Origin of the sequence: Rickettsia tillamookensis (genome assembly GCF_016743795.2) — a bacterium.
Classification (GTDB): domain Bacteria; phylum Pseudomonadota; class Alphaproteobacteria; order Rickettsiales; family Rickettsiaceae; genus Rickettsia; species Rickettsia tillamookensis.
Map to the genome: position 1 here is coordinate 334,579 of NZ_CP060138.2, position 18,032 is coordinate 352,610.

Consider the following 18,032-nt stretch of genomic DNA (forward strand, 5'->3'; position numbering starts at 1 on the left):
AAACCCCACTTGTCACCCCGTGGCTTGACCACGGGGTCCAGAAAAAATAACTTCAACATTGTTACCCACACTACGTGTTTAACAAAATAAACATATAAAAATAAATTTTTATATGTTTTACTGGATCCCGTGAATAAATCACGGGATGACAGAGAGGAATAATAAGCCACGCAACACCTGTGAACGGTTACACCCCTAAGGCTTTTTTACCTTTAGATTGTTCTTGTTCAACTGCTTGAGTATGAGACTTGACTTGAGGGATTGCGAGATCGACTACATGTTCATATCTAACGCCGTTTTCAAATAAAACTTGACCGCATTTATTCACTTGAATAACATCTTCTTTAGAGAACTTATTTAAAATAACTTCTGTAATGTCGTAAAGGAATTTCCAAGATAATTCTATTCTTTCTTGTAATGTCAGCTTTTTATTTTCCGGTTTTTGACTATTAAGAGCAACATTTGGCGAATCATCAATATTATCTCCAGTAGGTAATATATTTTTTTTACGTGCTGCTATTTTCTTATACATTAAAAATATTAATAATAATGCTAAGCAACCTATGGCAATTAAAATATGAGTATTAGAATTAGACACTATTTTGCTCTTCCTTGTTGTTGAGTTAAGTTTTGTGTTTTAGAAAGTATCGTAACCACTGCTTTACCTATATTAACTAAGTTAGCTATATCAGGAGCTAGCTTTGCAACTGCTAAGACTGGAGGCGGTAATAAGTTAGTTTTTATTGTTAGACTTATAACATTTCCGAGTTCTTTACTTCCTGGTATTACTCCTACTATTTTTTTTATGTCACTTGCAATTTCCATAGCTTTTTCTGCGGTTTTACATAAGGATTCTATCTTTTCGCCAAAAGAAGCTTCCGGATTTAATACTTTTAATAATTCTGTTTTAGCTTCATTTAGATTATCCGAAATAGTATTCTTTACAGAGTTTAATTTGTCAATATTTATATCTTGTGGAATTGCATTTTCAATATTACTTTTTAGTTCTGCTATTTTTTCTTCTACTTCATCTTTACTTTTTGGTATAGCTTTAGCAGCTTTTGCAACATTCTCTAGTGAAGCTTGGTTATTAGGGTTTTTATTTGCTATTTCAATAATTTTTCGAGGCGGTTCTTTTGATATTTCTGAAATTGCGGCAACTTTCTTGGCTTTTTCATAGATGTTTTCAAGCTTCTCATTAGATTTAGCCTCTTCCCTTATTTCTTTTATATCATTATGCAATTTTGTTATTTTTGGCAATAATTTTTCAGAGTCAATAAGATTATTTACTTTTTCAAGTATTCCGCTTGTTTGTATAAATATCCCAAGCATCGGTATTTGAGTGGATATAACCCCGACTAATATATTTTCTAATGATTCTATAATTTTTTTAGAAGCTCCAGGATAGAGTTTATCTAATTCTTGCTGAAATTTTAAAACTTGTTCTAAAACGTTTAAACATTTTTCTACAATAATCCCGTCAAATAAAAAGATATCTTTTGTTTTTAACTGTTCTTGATATGCTTTCTCAAGTGCTTCAGATAAAGTAGTTAGAGATTCTTGTATTGTCCTATTAAAAAGTTTTTCTATTTTCTCTATATCGATATTTTCAGTGTGAGATAATTCATTTAAAGAATTTTGTAAAATATAAAATAAATGATCTTCTAAATCTTTTACATTCATTTTCAAAGATTTTGTAAAACCGTTTAATTTTATTAAAAGTCTTTGTAGTTCTTCTTGTTGTTCTTTATTTAATCCGCTGAAACTAGAAAAATCAATTATAGACATAAAATTTATTATTTTGTTACCAAATATTAATTAATCTTAAAGCTTTATAACCGTAAAATAAAATGTAAAATAGTTATCATTGCCCTTGAGATTAATTTTTGTTATATTACGTGCTAACATTGCTACAATAGATTTATATTGTTTTATTGGGATATAGGTATATTCTTGAAAGATTAAACTAATCTAACTAACATATTATCAATTATTCAAAAAATTTATGCGTAAATTAACTACATTTATTATCACATTATTACTAACCGGTTCGGCTGCTGCTGTTGATTTGCAGGAAGCTTTAACTGAAGGATATAAGAATAATGAGGAGCTAAAAGCTGCTAGAATTAAGTTTTTGAATGCGATTGAGCAGTTCCCTCAAGCTTTCTCAGGATTTATGCCTAATGCCGGATTGCAGATTAATAGACAAAATAGTAAGACTAAATATAATCAAAAATATACTGATAGGCTTGGTCTTACTCCAAGAGAGACAGATAGCAATCAAGGTGCATTAACAATTGAGCAATCATTATTTAGCGGTGGTTCTAGTGTTGCGGCTCTTAAAGCTGCTCAATCAGGGTTTAGAGCGTCACGAGGCGAATATTATGCTGGCGAACAAAAAATATTATTAAATTTAATAACTGCTTATCTTGATTGTTTTGAGAGCAAAGAGAAATATGATATTTCTGAAAGTAGGGTTCGTACTAACATACAACAAGTTAACACTGTTGAAGAGAAATTAAGACTAGGGGAAGCAACGGCAATAGATATAGCAACCGCAAGAGCAGGGCTTGCAGCGGCAGAAACGAATAAACTAGCTGCCTATGCCGATTTTCAAGGAAAAAAAGCAAATTTTATTAGAGTATTCGGTATAGAGCCTAAAGATATAACTATGCCTAATTTACCTGATAGATTACCTGCTTCATTGGATGAGTTAACAAGAAAAGCCGCTAAATTAAACCCTGATATTGATTCGGCAAGACATAATGTAACTTCGGCGAAAGCTTTGGAAATGGTGCAGAAAGGAAAATTATTGCCGCAAGTAAGCGTAAAGTTGCAATCAGGTAGAACTAACTATAATCCACAAGATCCAGCTGTTCAAAATATAAACAATAAAAGCTATACTACTATTCTTTCGGTAAATATCCCTATTTATCCAAATGGAGGGGCTCAATATTCAGAAATTAGAAAAGCTAAAAACCAAACAAGAAATAGTGCAGTTCAGCTTGATAGTGCGATAAAGCAGACACAAGCGGGTGTTGTAAGCGTGTGGGAAGGATTTGAAGCGGCAAAATCTCGTATTGTTGCAGCTAATCAAGGTGTGGAGGCCGCACAAATATCATATGACAGTACGGTGCAAGAGGAAATAGTCGGCTCCAAAACTATACTCGATGTTTTAGATGCTGAGCAAAAATTGTATGAAGCAAAAATAACTCGTGTGGATGCGTATAAGAATTCAGTACTTGCGGCATATCAAATGAAATTGTTAACCGGCGAGCTAACGGCTCAAAGTTTAAAACTTAAAGTAAAATATTTTAGTCCTGAAGAAGAGTTTAAGACTATTAAAAAGAAAATGTTTATAGGTTTCTAACGTGAGTAAGGAAAATAAAAAGAACCAAGATATGTCAATAGAAGACATATTAAAATCGATCAAAGGAGTAATTAACGAACGTAAAAATCCTATTTATGAAGATGATAGTGAAGATGAAGATATATTAGAGCTAACGGAAATAGTAAATCAAGATGAGGAAGAAAAGTTGATATCAACTAAATCTGCTGAAGAGATAGGTGATATTTTTAAAAATTTTACCGATACTATTAAAGATAAAAAGCTGGATAATAATATCTCATCTAAAAATGCACTTGAAGAATTAGTCGCCCAGATGTTAAAACCGGAACTTAAAGCTTGGCTTGATAAAAATCTACCTGTACTTGTTAAAGAGTTAGTAGAAATTGAAATAAAGAAATTGGTGCAGAATAGTAAGAAGTAGAAGAGTAAACGTCATTGCGAGGAGGGACAGAGTCCCGACGCGGCAATCTTGTTAAGAATCCTGAGATTGCTTCGTCAAATTACTTTGTAATTTTCCGTAGCTTATGACGTTATAGGATAATTATTTAATAAGGAATTATATGTTAAATAAATTATGTAAGATATTATTTTTTATCAATCTGTTATTGGTTGCAGTGCAAAGTTATGCTTCTCCTCCGCCCTTACCGCCATCATTACCGGCTGCCGAAATAGATACTAAAGATAAGGATGTTAGCTCTAATTCCGATATTTCTTTTTTTGATAAATTTAAGCAATTTTTTAATAAATCAAAAAAGAAAAATATCCCCCCTAAGCCAAATGAACAAACAAAAGCAGTCCCTCAAGAAGAGCCAAAGCTAGCTTCACAAGAGCATACTGAAGCTGATGCGTCTGAACCTTTTATAGATACCGGTAATACGGCGTTGCCTAGTGTCACCGCAAGTAATGAACATGAAAATAGTGTAAATTTAGCTTCTCATGACATTCAGGAGCCTAATGAAACCGAGGCATCTAAACCTTTTATAGATGTTGGTAATATAGCGTTGCCTAGTGTCACCGCAAGTAATGATGTTCATACAAATACCGAGCATGAAAATAGTACAAATTTAGCTTCTCATGACAACACACCGGATATACAATCTACACATCAAGAACCTAATGAATCGGAAACATCTGAACCTTTTATAGATATTGGTAGTGCAAAGTTGCCTACTGCTACAAGTAATGAAATACATGAGGAAGGAGTTGCTTCTGATGAGCATAAAGATACAAATTTAGCTTCTAATATTATAACTCCTAATGTACCGAGACCGATAGTATCTATGCCCCCGGCTCAAGCAGGAAGTTATGTAGTGCCTCCGCAGCGACCGGTGCAAATATATAAACCAACTAATTTGCCGCCTGTGCATAAGCCTATTCCGCTTAATCCCCCTCCTAATGCTAATAAAGAGGAAGAAAGCGTAGCACCGATAGCACCGCAATCTATACCTAATATGCCCGCTGTTTCTCCGCCTGTGGTTAGCCCGCCGGTAATCCAAGATACTACTACCCCTAGTACTATGCCGACAACAGTACCTCCTGCAGAAACTCCGGCAGTACCTAGTAATGTACCTGCACCTCCGGTAATACCTACAAATCAACCTTCTACACAGCCTATACTACCTCCTAGCCCAAATACCCCCGTTACTACTCCGTCTAAAGTAGTTCCTACAACTGATTCTTCGGCGGAAATAAATAATTCGCAAGAGACATTTGTTGCTGTTTCAGATGTCCCAAAAAAACAAGATTGGAATACTCCGCTTATCCCCGTTGTTGTAGTAAAGCCAAATCAACCTCAATCTCAGCCTTTAGAGGAGCAAATTAAGAATAATCAAACTACAAATAATCAAGAGAAATCACCGCCGACAAGCTCTCCAAATGTTACGATTCAAAAACAAGATAATAACGTAAATAATGAAACCTCGGAGTTAGTAACAAAATTTGTTAAAGATGAAACGCAAATGTTACTTTTACCTGATGATGATATAGTTCTTGGTAAACTAACAGAGCAAGCGACTTTAGAGCAGATGGATATGTATGCATATATAGAGCTGTTCCAAAAGAAAGAAGAATGGATAGCAAGTGCTGAAAGAAGAAAAGTTGTAGAGAGTTTTATTAAATATGATAATGATATAAATAAAAAGAAAGATATTTATGCCAATCTATCTTATTGTAAGGCAGTAGATAATGTTTTTAGAGCAGTTGATAGAAACAATCTTTTTGGGTTGCGTGCGTTACTTGACGTTTATCCAATATTGCAAGAAAAAAGTAGAAGCGGTGAGACATTACTAACTGCTGCTATTTATAACGATAATTACTATTTAGCAAAATTTTTGGTTATACGAGGTATTAAAATCTCTACTCTAAATGATGAATGCCAATATCCGTTAGATATTGCATTAGCTCAAGGAAACGCTAACATAGCTTGCATGTTAATCAAAGCTAAGGGATACAATTGATAATGTCATGCCATTGAGGCATTGACGTTGTTGTGTGGAATGGTTTTCCGTCATTGCGAGGAAATTACGAAGTAATTGACGAAGCAATCCAGTTAAAAATTCTGTGAATCAGAATTTTTTTAATTATTTTTCTGGATTGCCACGTTGCTTCGCTCCTCGCAATGACGATTTGGCATCCACGTAACAATACCTGCTCGCAATGACGTAGAGTTTTCAAACAATTTCTTCAAAGCTTAATTGCTTTTCTATGTTAAATAGTTTAATTTAGGAAAGAAAATAATTAATTAAATCTCTAATATATGAGCGATTTATTCAGCTTTAACAAAGAAAAAAAGAATAAGCTAGTCGATAATAATTACAGTGCAAAAGATATTGAAGTATTAGAGGGGCTTGAGCCTGTTCGTAAAAGACCGGGGATGTATATCGGGGGTACCGATTCAAATGCTATGCATCATTTAGTATCTGAGGTGCTGGATAATGCTATGGATGAAGCAGTCGCCGGCTTTGCAAGTATCATCACGATAAAGATGAATCAGGATCATAGTATTACTATATTTGATAACGGTCGTGGTATTCCTATTGATAATCATCCTAAATTTCCTGACAAATCAGCCTTAGAAGTAATTTTAACTACTCTTCATTCAGGAGGTAAATTCTCAAATAATGTTTATCATACTGCAGGCGGATTACATGGTGTTGGAATATCGGTAGTAAATGCTTTATCTAAACATTTAGAAATAAAGGTTTATAAACAAGGTAAATTATATAGCCAAAGTTATTCTAAAGGAGAAAAATTAACTGATTTAATATGTGAAGAAGCATCTAAAAGGCTAAGAGGTACATCAATAAATTTCACTCCAGATCCGGAAATTTTTAGTGAAAAATTACATTTTAACCCTAAAAAGATTTATGAGCTTGCAAGGTCAAAAGCTTATTTATATCGTGGTGTTACTATAGAATGGGAATGCGAAGTAGAAGTACCGTCAGATATACCTAAAAAGGCATTAATAAATTTTCCGAACGGTTTAAAGGATTATTTAAGTTCAAAAATAACTTTAGATAATTTAATTATTCCGGAAATTTTTTCAGGTAATATAGAGTCTACGCCGGACGGGATAAAACTTGAATGGGCGATTTGTTGGCAAAATAATGATAACTCGGCATTTATTCAATCATATTGTAATACTGTTCCGACTCCTCAAGGAGGAACACATGAGCAAGGTCTTAAGTCGGCTATTTTACGTGCGCTTAAAGCATACGGTGAAATGATAGGAAATAAAAAAGCTGCTAATCTAACTATTGAGGATATTTTAGAAACCGCAAGTGTCGTACTTTCTATTTTTATAGCTGAGCCGTCTTTTCAAGGACAAACTAAGGAAAAATTAGTGTCAAACGGTGTAAGTAGACCGGTTGAGAATATAATAAAAGATCATTTTGACCACTTCCTTAGTAGCGATAAAGCTTTAGCTACTAATTTACTTGATCATTTCATTGCCATTGCTGAGTTTAGAATAAGTAAGAAAAACGAAAAAAATATTTCCCGTAAAAATGCCACTCAAAAATTACGTTTACCCGGTAAACTTGCCGATTGCACACGAACTACGCCCGGAGGGACGGAATTATTTATTGTAGAGGGTGATTCGGCAGGAGGCTCTGCAAAACAAGCTCGTAATAGAGAAACACAAGCAGTATTACCGCTATGGGGTAAAGTTCTAAATGTTGCGAGTTCTACGCTTGAGAAAATCGTTAATAATCAAGCAATACAAGATTTAGAAATAGCTCTTGCCTGTGGTAGTTTAAAGAATTATAAAAAAGAAAATTTGCGTTACGAAAAAATAATTATTATGACTGATGCAGATGTTGACGGTGCTCATATAGCTTCGTTATTAATGACTTTCTTTTTTTTACGAATGCCGAAATTGGTAGAAGAGGGGCATTTATATCTAGCTAAGCCTCCGCTTTATCGTTTAACGCAGTCTAATAAAACTTATTATGCAGGCGATGAAGAGGAAAAAGCTAAGTTAACGGATAAATTATCAAAAGCTAGTAAAGCTAAAATTGAAGTAGGTAGGTTTAAAGGTCTCGGTGAAATGATGCCTGCACAATTAAAGGAAACTACTATGCATCCAGAAAAAAGATCGCTTTTAAAGGTAACTTTAGAAGATTTCCAAAATGTCGATAAAATAGTAGATGATTTAATGGGTAAAAAGCCGGAAAAAAGATTTCAATTTATTTATGAACAGGCTTTAGTTAAAATGGATAAGATTATTAACGAGTTGGATATTTAATCGTCATTGCGAGGAGCCGTAAGCGTTGTTGCATGACTCGAAAAACTTGCTGGGTGTCATACCGTGGCTTGTCCACGGTATCCAGTAAAACAGCTAAAAATACTAATATTATTAGTATTTTTAACTGGATCCCGTGAATAAATCACGGGATGACAACAAAAAACTGAGCCATGCAACAAGACCGGAGCCGTAGGCGACGTGGCAATCTCGTCAAATATCCTGAGATTGCTTCGTCGAATTACTACGTAATTCTTCTCGCAATGACGCTTTGCTTAAAACACACACATATTTGGAGTATTATGTTATTACGTTTAATTATAACACTATTTTTTATTATAAATTCTATTTGTGCATTTGCAGAAGAAGAAAAAGAGCCTGAAAATAAAATATCGAATCAAGAAGCTTATAAGCAATTTCAAGACGTATTTGAACGCATTGAAAAGGATTACGTACAAGTTCCGGATAGGCAAAAAATGATAGATGAAGCAATTAACGGTATGTTAAATTCCCTTGATCCTCATTCAAGCTATTATACCGATGAGGATTTAGAAGATATTTTTACTTTTACAAAAGGTGAATTCGGCGGAATCGGTGTTGAAATTATGTATGATAGCGGAGCAATTAAGATAATATCGCCTATTGATGATTTGCCGGCTTTCAAAGCAGGGCTTAAAGGCGGGGATTATATAGTAGGCGTGAATGATGAGTTAGTCTCTACGCTTGGACCTAATAAAGCTATAAAAGAGATGCGTGGTACGCCTGGTACTAAGGTTAAATTGTTGATAATTAAGGAAGAAGAGGCAAAACCGCAAGAGCTAGAGCTTACTCGCGAAATAGTAAAAATCAAGCCGATAAAAGCACATTTAGAAAAAAATAATATTGCATATATACGTATAACTACTTTTAATGAGTCAACAATTTCTGAGTTGAAAGTAGCAGTAAAGAAGTTAAAAACTGAAAGTAAAGATAACCTAAAAGGTATAATTCTAGATTTACGTAATAATGCCGGAGGTATACTAGATCAAGCTATTGCCGTTAGTGATTATTTTATTGATTCCGGTGTAATTGTAACAACAAAAGGTAGAACTACATCAAGTAATAGCGAAACTAAAGCAAATGAGTTTTCGTTAAAAGCTCCCAAAGTACCTATGATAGTTTTAATAAACGGTAATTCTGCCTCTGCCTCGGAAATAGTTGCCGGAGCTTTGCAAGATCATAAAAGAGCAATAATACTTGGCACTAAGTCTTTTGGTAAAGGATCAGTTCAGGCTTTAACGCAAATCAATTCTAGGGCTGCCGTAAAACTCACTATATCTAAATATTACACCCCAAGCGGTCGTTCTATTCAGGCAGAAGGAATAGAGCCTGATATTTTAATTGAGCCGGCAAAAGTCGAATATCCTGAGGTGAAAAAAATAGATAAGCGTTTTTCAGAAAGTTCTTTAAAAAATTACTTAAAGAATGATAATGAAAAAAATAAAGATAATTCATCTAAAAACAAAGATAGCAAAAAAGAAACAAAAGCTAAAAATAATAAACAAGAAGAGAATGAATTATCGGAATTATACAAAAAAGATTATCAATTTGCTCGTGCTTATGATGTAATTACAGGGTTGATTATCAATAAGAAGCTGGAAACGAAAGAGAAAGTTAAACAAGAAGATAAGTAGAGAGGATAATGTCATTCTAGGTTTTACTGCATGGATGCCGATGTCATTCCCGCTTACGCGGGAATGACATACTGAACGTTCCGTACAGTAGAGAGGCAAGCCATGGGATGGCTTGAGCTAAAAATAACTACTAGGTCTTGTAATGAACCATAATAAGTATATAGTAAGATTGTCATTTATTATATTGTTTCTTAATATTATCATAAATATGATGTTTTATCGTTATTTTATAATAAAAGAAATGATAGTAAAACAAGTGGCTTTGGAACATACTAAAATTGTAGAACTTTACACTGATAATATTTGGAATACTCATCAGAACGTAATCAGTAAATTACATAAATTCGATTATTTAAAACTATTACAAGATCAAGATTTTATTAATTTTGCAAAGATTACCGCTCAATGGTTCACCAATCTTAATATTAATATTTCTCTCTACGATCTCAAAGGTAATAAATTCATCACTAGTAATATGTTACATATGTATAGTGTAGACAATTATAAAGATGATAGCTTGGTTGAGATATTTACTGCAAAAATCGATAAATTTTTTTTGAAATCCTTTACTTCAAAAGCTCCGCTTCGGGATGCTTTTGAAGGTATTACAAGTCATATATTATTACCAAGGGTAGTAATAGAAAATGAAAGTGATTTAACAGTGGAAGAAGCTTCTTTTGTTACTAGCTATATCCCTGTTATAGATAATAATTTAGATTTTCCCGTAGATGCAGTATTTGAGATTAATACTAATATTACCAGCCAATGGCAAAATATAACCTCTCTTGAGCAAAAGGTTTTTATAACTTTTATCATTATTTTTATAATATTCTGCACTATAATTATTAGTAATACTAACTATGCTAGACAAATTATTGAGGAGCAGCTTGAAACAAATAGAAATTTAAAAGCCCAGATAGTAAAAGTAGAAAAAACCAGTTCTTCAAATACAAAGTTTTTTGCTAATATTAGTCATGAATTGCGTACACCACTTAATGCTATAATAGGCTTTTCGGAAATTCTTATGTCGGAAAGAGATGCAGAAAAAAGTAAAAATTATATTAAAGATATAAATGATGCTGGTAAACATTTGCTTAGTATGATTAATGACATTTTAGATCTTTCTAAAGCTTCTGCCGATAAATTAAAAGTAGATAGTATAGATCTTGATTTAAATAAATTAATTAGTTCTTCGCTGATACTTGTTAAGCCTCGTGCCGATCAAGCCGAAGTGGCTTTAATTAGTAGATTACCGAAAGAGCATGTGGTTATAAAGGCTGATCCAAAAAGGCTAAAACAAGTATTCTTAAATCTTTTATCAAATGCCGTGAAATTTACAAATTCTGGAGGAAGTGTTACTATTGCACTTGAAAAAGATGAGTTAGCAAAATTAGTATATATAAAAGTTATAGATACCGGTATCGGTATTGAGGAAAAAGATATTCCAAAAACTTTATCGGTGTTCGGTCAAATTGATAGTGAGCTTAGTCGAAAATATGAAGGTACTGGGCTTGGGCTGCCGCTTACTAAAAAGCTGGTTGAACTTATGAACGGTAAATTTGATTTGCAAAGTAAAATAAATGAAGGTACCACCATAACAATAACTTTTACATATGATGGTAGTATTGAAATATAAAAAATTATGTGGAATATTAAAAAATTTTGGGTATACTTGTTTAATTTGAAAAATTGGCTACGTCGTTCTACAAGATCTACGGTGCTCACGTATTAAGTATACGTTCCGCTCCTCGACTTGTGAACTCCTTGCTCTTTTCCAAATTAAACTTCGTCTACTGTTATAATAAAAAAAATTATAAATTTTTAAAAAATATATGAAGCTTATTATCTTATTATTTACTTTTTTATTTTCTATGTTTTCTTTTGGAGAAAGCGAAACTATTAAAGGAAAGCCTTTAAAATATGCAGCAAATAATGATTTTGAAAATAGGCTAGATGAACAGGAACAAGAAATCAGAAGATTAATAGGTAAAGTTGAGGTGTTACAGCATAAGATTGATATGTTAACGCAAAGCTCAAATATCCTGACCCAAGAAGGAGATGCTGTGGCTTTAGAGGATAATGATTCAAAAAAACAAGATGTTTTTGATATAGCTTTGCTTAAAGATATGCCGGATAATGCTCCTAAAAAACCTATTGCGGTTAATAAGGATATAGCTCCTGATAAGCAAGCTTACGATTTGGCTCTTGCTGCTTATAAAGATAATAAATTTACTGAAGCAAAAGATAAGTTTAAAAATTTTATCCAAAAATATCCTAACAGTTCGCTAATTAGTAATGCTTATTTTTGGTATGGGGAATGCTTTTTTAAACAAAAAGACTATAACGGAGCAGCGGTTAACTATTTAAAAGGCTATAAAGAGTCGCCGAAAGGGGCAAAATCTTCCGATGGATTATTGAAGTTGGCACTTTCCTTAGGCGAACTAAAAAAGACGACTGAAGCCTGTAATATGCTTGCTAAGCTTGATAAGGAATTTCCAACTAATAGAACTGCCGCATCCAAGAAAATGGCAGAAGATGCTAAGATTAAATTTGGCTGTAAAAATAAATAAAAATAATAAAATATGACTGATATTTTGGATGAAGTACTGAGTGATCAAAATGAAGAAAAAAGGTTAATTTTTTTCAAAAAGCTTTTACCTATAATAATAATCATTTCTATAATAGCTATTACTATAATGGTTGTTATTAATAATAATAAAGATAAAAGAGTGAAAAATAACCAAAAAAACGGAGATATTCTTGTTAAGACTGTTGGTTTGGAAGCAACAAAAGATAATGAGGAATTAGCTTTTAATACTTTAGAGAATTTAGTTACTACTAGTAATACTAAAATAAAAGAAATAGCTGCATTAGAACAAGTAGCCATAAAGATTTCGGAAAAAAAATATTCAGAAGCGAAAGACCTGCTTAATAAAATTATTGAAAATAAAGAATATTCCGAAATTTCTACTTCTTATGCACGTATTTCATGGTGTGGTCTTGTTATTGATGATCAAAATTTAGATATTCAAGATAAAGAAAAATTGACAAAATATTTAAACTATTTTGATGACGAGAAAAAACCTTTTTGGGCTACGGCAACTATCATAAAAGCTATGTGGGATATTAAGAATAATATGAAACCGCAAGCAGAAAAAAATCTAAAAAATTTATTAATTTCAAATAATGTATCTGATCTAATAAAAGATCAGGCTAAAGCATTGCTTGTAAATTTAAATAAATAATAATTTGTACTTAAGGAAAAATATGACAAAAAAAATAGCACTTCTGTTATTACCTTTTATTTTAATTTCATGTAACGGGCTTGGACCAAAAAGGGTAAAAAATATTGTTGAGTTGACTCCTAAATTAGCAATTCAGACTAATGAGCCTATATATTTAGATTCTAATGCAAATATATATACATTTAATGCAAATATGCTTAAGAATAAACAGTATAGTTTTGCTAGAAGCAAAACAATTACTGAGCCGATTTTTATAGGCGATATGATTTATTCATTAGATATTAGATCGAATATTTCTGCATTTTCTATAGAGAAAAATAAGATTATTTGGTCTTATAATTTAAGTAGACATAAAAAAGATAATTATATAGGCGGCGGAATTTTACACCATAACGGAAAATTATACGTAACATACGGTTCAAGGTTGCTCGTAGTACTAGATGCAAAATCAGGTTATGAAATAATTAGAAAAGAACTTCCGGATATTATTAGAATTAAGCCTATTGTGCTAAATGATAATACTGTCTTAGTACAAACTATCAGTAATCAAACTATTGCTTTAAATGCAGAAACTTTAAAAACCATATGGGAACATGAAAGCCTAGCGGAAGTTTTATCTGCTAGTTATTTTATGACACCGATAGTACAGCATGATAATGTAATAGTAACTTATAATTCCGGTCAAGTACTTGCCTTAAATATAAAAAACGGTGAAGTAAGATGGAATTTTGAGTTTGCAAATCTTAATGATCGTACAGCTATACCGAATTTTGACGAATCAAGTATTTTATGTACCCCCGTTCATGATAATATGAATCTGTATATAGCGACCGGTCTTGGTAAGCTTATTAAGCTTAATATAGCAACCGGTAGTGTGATTTGGCAGGTAAATGCCGAGGATATTCAATCAATGTCTTTAATCGGTAATAGCCTATTTGTAACAAATAATGCTAGACAAATAGCAGCATTTAATCCTGAAACAGGGAAAGTAAAGTTTGTAGCTGACTTAAATGACGGTAAAGATCCTAAGAAACTAAAATCTGCTACTTTTTTAGTACCTTTTGTTGGAGTTGATAATAACAATAAGCGAAGTTTAAATGTTATTTCCGTTAACGGTGTTTTATATAGTTTTGATGTTGATAATAATGGATTAAACATGATACCTAATATTGTCAAAATTATAAAAAATATTCGTTATTATGGGCTAATGGCAAATAATAATTTATATTTTTCTACCGATAGAAAAATAATATTCGGAAGTAAATAAATTATATTTAGCTTGACAGATAGCGGGTATTAATGCTATTAAATATGTTTCTTGATTCTTTAATTTTAAATTCTAATTAAAATAGATACTATTGTGAAAACTTACTCGGCAAAGCCATCGGAAATTGAAAAGAAATGGTGGGTCATAGACGCAAAAAATATTGTACTAGGACGACTCGCTAGCAGAGTTGCTAATATGCTACGCGGTAAGCATAAGCCTAGCTTTACGCCTCATTTAGATTGTGGTGATAATATAATCATAATAAATGCAGAGCATGTAAAATTAACAGGTAAAAAAGCGAATCCCAAAGACGGAAAAATATATTACAGACATACAGGATTTCCAGGTGGGATAAAAGATACTACGGCAGGTAAAATCTTAAGCGGTAAACACCCTGAGCGAGTTATTAAAATGGCCGTAAAAAGAATGATTACAAGAAATACTTTAGGTGCTAAGCAAATGAGTAATTTGTATGTTTATGCAAATGGTGATCATCCTCATATGGCACAGCAACCTACTGTTTATGATTTTGCAAGCCAAAATCCAAAAAATAAAAAGTAATAGAATATGACCGAGTTAAAAATTAAAACAGAAAAAGTAGAAAAGCAGTTAACTAAAGAGCTTTTAAAACCGGTATTAAAAACTCCTAAAGAAAAAATAGATAATTCAGGCAAGTTTTATGCTACAGGTAAAAGAAAAAATGCTATAGCACGAGTATGGCTTAAAGTAGGAAAAGGAAAAATAGTTGTTAATAAAAAAACAATAGACCAGTATTTTCCTTCTGAAACTTATGTGAAAACTATCTTACAGCCGTTTGTCTTAACAAAAACTATTGATCAGTATGATGTAATTTGTACTGTTAGAGGTGGAGGAATTTCAGGACAAAAAGGTGCTATTTTACATGGAATTTCTAAAGCTTTAGATAAATCTGCTCCGGATTTTCATGCTATTTTGCGTAAAGGCGGTCTTTTAACGCGTGATTCTAGGGTAGTAGAGCGTAAGAAATACGGACAACGTAAAGCACGTAAGAAAACACAATTCTCTAAACGTTAAGATATTGGCCATTGTCATTGTTGCATGGTTTGAGAAATCTATTCAATGTTATTATTGCGTGGATGCCAAATCGTCATTGCGAGGAGCGAAGCTTTGCTGCAATCTAGAAAAATAATAAAAAAATTCTGATTTACAGAATTTTTTTTCTTCCTTGCTTCGTCAATTGCTATGCAATTTCCTCGCAATGACGGATAAACAAGTCCTCGCAATAATGCCTTCCCACGTAGGCGGGAATGACATAAACAAGCCTATACGACAACGCCTACGATCAATTATATAAACACTTCTCCCCTGGCGGGGTAGCTCAGCTGGTTAGAGCGACGGAATCATAATCCGTGTGTCGGGGGTTCAAATCCCTCCCTCGCTACCATTTATTATCCCTTTTACTATATAATGCGAGCGACTAAAGGCGTTGTTGCACGGCTTAAAAAATGCCCTCGGTGTCATTCCCGCGTAGGCGGGAATCCAGCATAAAGCGAGATAAATTGAGCTTTTAATTTCAAAAACTTGCTGTATTTATACTTTTTTTCTGGATTCCCGCCTACGCAGGAATGACATAAGCGAGCCATGCAACAAGGCTGCGACTGAAAGGAGCGTGGCAATCTAGGCTCTGTGAACATTTCTAAAAAGATTTGATTTGTACTAAAAAATATCTTAAAATAACAAATCAATTAAAAACCTTTGCAAAGCCTAGCATTTTATGAAATTGATTTTAACAGGTTTAATTTTTATGAGCTCTCTTCCAATATATGCTAAATCCTTACCTAAAGGGTTCGTGTATCTGAAAGATATCGACCCTACAATTATTCAAAATATGCGTTATTATTCATATGAAAATTTTGTTGGTAAAAAGGTAGATGGTTATAAAGCACCGGAAGCAATTTTAACCATAGAAGCTGCTAAGGCTCTTAAAGCAGTACAAGCTGAGATAAAAAAAGATGGTTATTCACTTATTATATATGACGCATATAGACCGCAAAAAGCTGTACAACATTTTTTAAGATGGAGCAAAGATAATATTGACCAAAAAAATAAGGAACGCTTTTACCCATATATAGATAAGTCTAAATGTTTTACACTAGGTTATATAGCTGAAAGATCCAGTCATAGTAGGGGTAGTACTGTAGATTTATCAATTATAAAGCTTCAGAAGGAAGTTAATAATAATCCTGAAGTCATTAAGAGAAAATTGAAAGATGAACGTGTTATATCCTATTTAGATGATAATACGGTAGATATGTATACTTCTTTTGATTTATTTGATGAAGCTTCACATCATGACAGTAAATTAATTGATAAACAATATTTAGAAAAACGTAATTATTTACGTTCTAAGATGCAAAAACATAATTTTAAAGCGTGTCAGATTGAGTGGTGGCATTATACACTTGAAGATGAGCCCTATAAAGATCAATATTTTAACTTTGATATAGAATAAACTTCCTGCATAAGTCACTTCTAAAGGTAATTTGTACGTCGATCCGGTACTCGAATCCTCACGTACGCTTGTATACGCTGCGGTTCGAGGTGAAGTGTCTCTTTCAAATTCCTCTTTATAAGATGACTTATGCAGGAAGTCTAATAAAAAACTATGACAGTATTAAGCGAAAAAAAATGTCTCTCGTGTGAGGGCGGTATTCCGCCGCTTGAGAAAAAAGAAATTGATAAGTTACTAGCGGAGCTGCAAAGCGAATGGCAAGTGAATGAATTAGGGCATCTTTATAAAAAATATAAATTTCCTAATTTTGTAAAAGCTATGGAATTTGCAAATAAGATAACTGAAATTGCAGAGCAGGAAGCACATCATCCCGATTTAACTATATCTTGGGGAGCATGTAGTGTGGAAATATGGACTCATAAAATCGACGGTCTTACGGAAAGTGACTTTATATTGGCTGCAAAGATAGAAAGTGTTAATTACTTAAGTGAAAAGAATAATAGCAAAAATCATACAAGTATCAACAGCTAAACGATGATTTCTTATTAAATTAATTGAATTATAACAATATTCTTAATAATATTTAATAATAAGACATGTTTATAATAAACATAAGGTAAGGTTATGCCAAATTATCATATTAAATTTTTACCAAATATAGTTAATTTAATCGGTTATTTTTGTAGACTTATTTTATTACCAAATTTAATACCAGCTGATTCTAGTGAAAATATTTATGACCAAAGCCTTGATAGAAATAAGGTATATTCTGTCATTTAAAACCTTTTTCTAATAGTTCTACATATTTTTTAGATGAGCATCCTGATCATACCTTTGTACATATTGCTGATAAAAAATATATTTTATGTGGATTGGTTAGAGAGCTAAAATTTACGTTTGAAGATATAAATTCATGGTTTTTAATGCCGGAAGCTCAAATTGATACGGTTAATTGGGAAACTGAAACAACAACAAATCACTGTCTAAGTAATTTTATTATAAACTTATTTCATATAAGAGAAGTAAAAGATTTTATTGCTAATATAACTATATCTAACCTAGCAAATGTATTTACTGCCCATATAATCGGTGATAATAATTATAACTTAATAAAGAATGATAGTACATATTATATGATTGAATCTAGTTGCGATAAAGATATTAGTTTATTGTCCAGAGGAACAAATGAGTGTGCTGTATTTACTTTAGGAAATGATACGGATACTTCATTATTTAGTGCTATAAATGAATTAATTGAAGGTGATA

15 protein-coding genes, 1 tRNA gene and 3 pseudogenes are annotated in these 18,032 nt (G+C 32.5%); 16 read left to right on the top strand and 3 right to left on the bottom strand.

Going from position 1 to position 18,032, the window contains the following annotated elements:
• Nucleotides 1–187 precede the first annotated feature (187 nt).
• Both H6P87_RS01550 and H6P87_RS01555 read right to left on the bottom strand, forming a co-directional pair.
• Complete coding sequence (locus tag H6P87_RS01550) at nt 188–598, bottom strand: DUF2660 domain-containing protein (protein WP_202069757.1); 411 nt, start codon at nt 596–598, stop codon at nt 188–190.
• On the bottom strand, nt 598–1,788 hold the full coding sequence (locus H6P87_RS01555) for a hypothetical protein (protein WP_202069758.1): 1,191 nt from the start codon (nt 1,786–1,788) through the stop codon (nt 598–600). The genes H6P87_RS01550 and H6P87_RS01555 overlap by 1 nt, the downstream gene beginning before the upstream one ends.
• A gap of 217 nt (nt 1,789–2,005) precedes the next feature.
• On the opposite strand from H6P87_RS01555, the gene H6P87_RS01560 reads away from it, so the two are divergent.
• The 13 genes from H6P87_RS01560 to H6P87_RS01620 all read left to right on the top strand — a co-directional run bounded on the left by H6P87_RS01560 (nt 2,006) and on the right by H6P87_RS01620 (nt 16,766).
• On the top strand, nt 2,006–3,370 hold the full coding sequence (locus H6P87_RS01560; RefSeq protein WP_202069759.1) for a TolC family outer membrane protein: 1,365 nt from the start codon (nt 2,006–2,008) through the stop codon (nt 3,368–3,370).
• Between the two features lies 1 nt (nt 3,371).
• On the top strand, nt 3,372–3,770 hold the full coding sequence (locus tag H6P87_RS01565) for a DUF2497 domain-containing protein (RefSeq protein WP_202069760.1): 399 nt from the start codon (nt 3,372–3,374) through the stop codon (nt 3,768–3,770).
• 139 nt (nt 3,771–3,909) lie between these two features.
• Complete coding sequence (locus tag H6P87_RS01570) at nt 3,910–5,805, top strand: ankyrin repeat domain-containing protein (protein WP_202069761.1); 1,896 nt, start codon at nt 3,910–3,912, stop codon at nt 5,803–5,805.
• A gap of 299 nt (nt 5,806–6,104) precedes the next feature.
• Nucleotides 6,105–8,093, top strand: a complete 1,989-nt coding sequence (parE, locus tag H6P87_RS01575; RefSeq protein ID WP_202069762.1) for a DNA topoisomerase IV subunit B — start codon at nt 6,105–6,107, stop codon at nt 8,091–8,093.
• Between the two features lie 299 nt (nt 8,094–8,392).
• Nucleotides 8,393–9,763 carry a S41 family peptidase gene (locus H6P87_RS01580; RefSeq protein ID WP_202069763.1) on the top strand — a complete coding sequence of 457 codons (1,371 nt, stop codon included), beginning with the start codon at nt 8,393–8,395 and terminating at the stop codon, nt 9,761–9,763.
• A gap of 142 nt (nt 9,764–9,905) precedes the next feature.
• On the top strand, nt 9,906–11,399 hold the full coding sequence (locus H6P87_RS01585) for a sensor histidine kinase (RefSeq protein WP_202069764.1): 1,494 nt from the start codon (nt 9,906–9,908) through the stop codon (nt 11,397–11,399).
• A gap of 196 nt (nt 11,400–11,595) precedes the next feature.
• On the top strand, nt 11,596–12,333 hold the full coding sequence (ybgF, locus tag H6P87_RS01590; RefSeq protein WP_202069765.1) for a tol-pal system protein YbgF: 738 nt from the start codon (nt 11,596–11,598) through the stop codon (nt 12,331–12,333).
• A 12-nt stretch (nt 12,334–12,345) separates the two neighbouring features.
• A complete protein-coding gene (locus H6P87_RS01595) occupies nt 12,346–13,008 on the top strand; it encodes a DUF2659 family protein (protein WP_011271310.1) in 663 nt (220 codons plus the stop codon).
• A 22-nt stretch (nt 13,009–13,030) separates the two neighbouring features.
• Nucleotides 13,031–14,275, top strand: coding sequence for an outer membrane protein assembly factor BamB (locus H6P87_RS01600; protein WP_202069766.1), 1,245 nt, complete (start codon nt 13,031–13,033; stop codon nt 14,273–14,275).
• Between the two features lie 93 nt (nt 14,276–14,368).
• Nucleotides 14,369–14,836 (top strand): 50S ribosomal protein L13, encoded by a 468-nt coding sequence (gene rplM / locus H6P87_RS01605; protein WP_041078837.1) that lies wholly within the window; start codon nt 14,369–14,371, stop codon nt 14,834–14,836.
• A gap of 6 nt (nt 14,837–14,842) precedes the next feature.
• A complete protein-coding gene (gene rpsI, locus H6P87_RS01610; RefSeq protein ID WP_041078838.1) occupies nt 14,843–15,328 on the top strand; it encodes a 30S ribosomal protein S9 in 486 nt (161 codons plus the stop codon).
• Between the two features lie 293 nt (nt 15,329–15,621).
• A tRNA-Met gene (locus H6P87_RS01615) sits at nt 15,622–15,698 on the top strand.
• A 444-nt stretch (nt 15,699–16,142) separates the two neighbouring features.
• Complete coding sequence (locus H6P87_RS01620; RefSeq protein WP_246438090.1) at nt 16,143–16,766, top strand: M15 family metallopeptidase; 624 nt, start codon at nt 16,143–16,145, stop codon at nt 16,764–16,766.
• On the opposite strand, the pseudogene H6P87_RS01625 reads toward H6P87_RS01620, so the two are convergent.
• A pseudogene (locus H6P87_RS01625) lies at nt 16,755–16,910 on the bottom strand (palindromic element RPE1 domain-containing protein); the annotation flags it as partial. The gene H6P87_RS01620 and the pseudogene H6P87_RS01625 overlap by 12 nt on opposite strands.
• Before the next feature lie 9 nt (nt 16,911–16,919).
• On the opposite strand from H6P87_RS01625, the gene H6P87_RS01630 reads away from it, so the two are divergent.
• From H6P87_RS01630 to H6P87_RS07250, 3 genes and pseudogenes are all read left to right on the top strand, one after another.
• Nucleotides 16,920–17,297, top strand: a complete 378-nt coding sequence (locus H6P87_RS01630; RefSeq protein ID WP_202069768.1) for a 4a-hydroxytetrahydrobiopterin dehydratase — start codon at nt 16,920–16,922, stop codon at nt 17,295–17,297.
• 93 nt (nt 17,298–17,390) lie between these two features.
• Nucleotides 17,391–17,680 (top strand): annotated as a pseudogene (locus tag H6P87_RS01635) (hypothetical protein); the annotation flags it as partial.
• A gap of 9 nt (nt 17,681–17,689) precedes the next feature.
• Nucleotides 17,690–17,908: pseudogene (locus tag H6P87_RS07250) on the top strand (hypothetical protein); the annotation flags it as partial.
• Between the last annotated feature and the right edge of the window lie 124 nt (nt 17,909–18,032).